The organism is Paraburkholderia sp. JHI2823 (genome assembly GCF_038900695.1).
GTDB classification, from domain to species: domain Bacteria; phylum Pseudomonadota; class Gammaproteobacteria; order Burkholderiales; family Burkholderiaceae; genus Paraburkholderia; species Paraburkholderia mimosarum.
In genome coordinates this window covers 1-447 of record NZ_JAYMRY010000269.1, presented here as the reverse complement: position 1 = coordinate 447, position 447 = coordinate 1, and the positions used below count along the sequence as shown (strand labels likewise).

Sequence of the window (447 nt, the reverse complement as noted above, 5' to 3'; positions counted from 1 at the left end):
GGTCTATATGTAAGTACCCTTTTGAAGTTTCAGCTGACTCAACCTGTCCTAGCAATAGTAACTGGGTTCTAGAGATCTCTGATTAACATTTTCCAAGAAAAAGCATAAAATAAAGACACAATTTGGGAATAAAAAACAACTTTTATTATTGATTTTAAAGATCAAAACAATAGATTTGCCCATACAATATCAATACTTTCACCTTGGGCAGAGTAAAAGATTTTAGAAAAGATTAACAAAAAACAAATTACTTTGAAATATGAACGCAAGAGGGAACATCAATAGTGATCCAGTATTGGACTCTGACTCCATGCGTCACGTAGTTCGGCATCTCTTGCTCTGCTTCGCCTTTCGTAATAGCATTAATCCTAGGAACAGTTGGATGAAGGTAACCTCTGATGTGAAAGATATCTTGATATTTGGCCAAAGCAGACTTCGACTTCATAT

General features: G+C 35.1%; 1 protein-coding gene. It reads right to left on the bottom strand.

The genetic code is table 11. The features are described 5' to 3' along the window. Positions 1 to 247: 247 nt before the first annotated feature. Positions 248 to 447 (bottom strand): hypothetical protein (locus VSR34_RS38645; protein ID WP_342965264.1); only part of this gene is annotated, 200 nt, incomplete at its 5' end.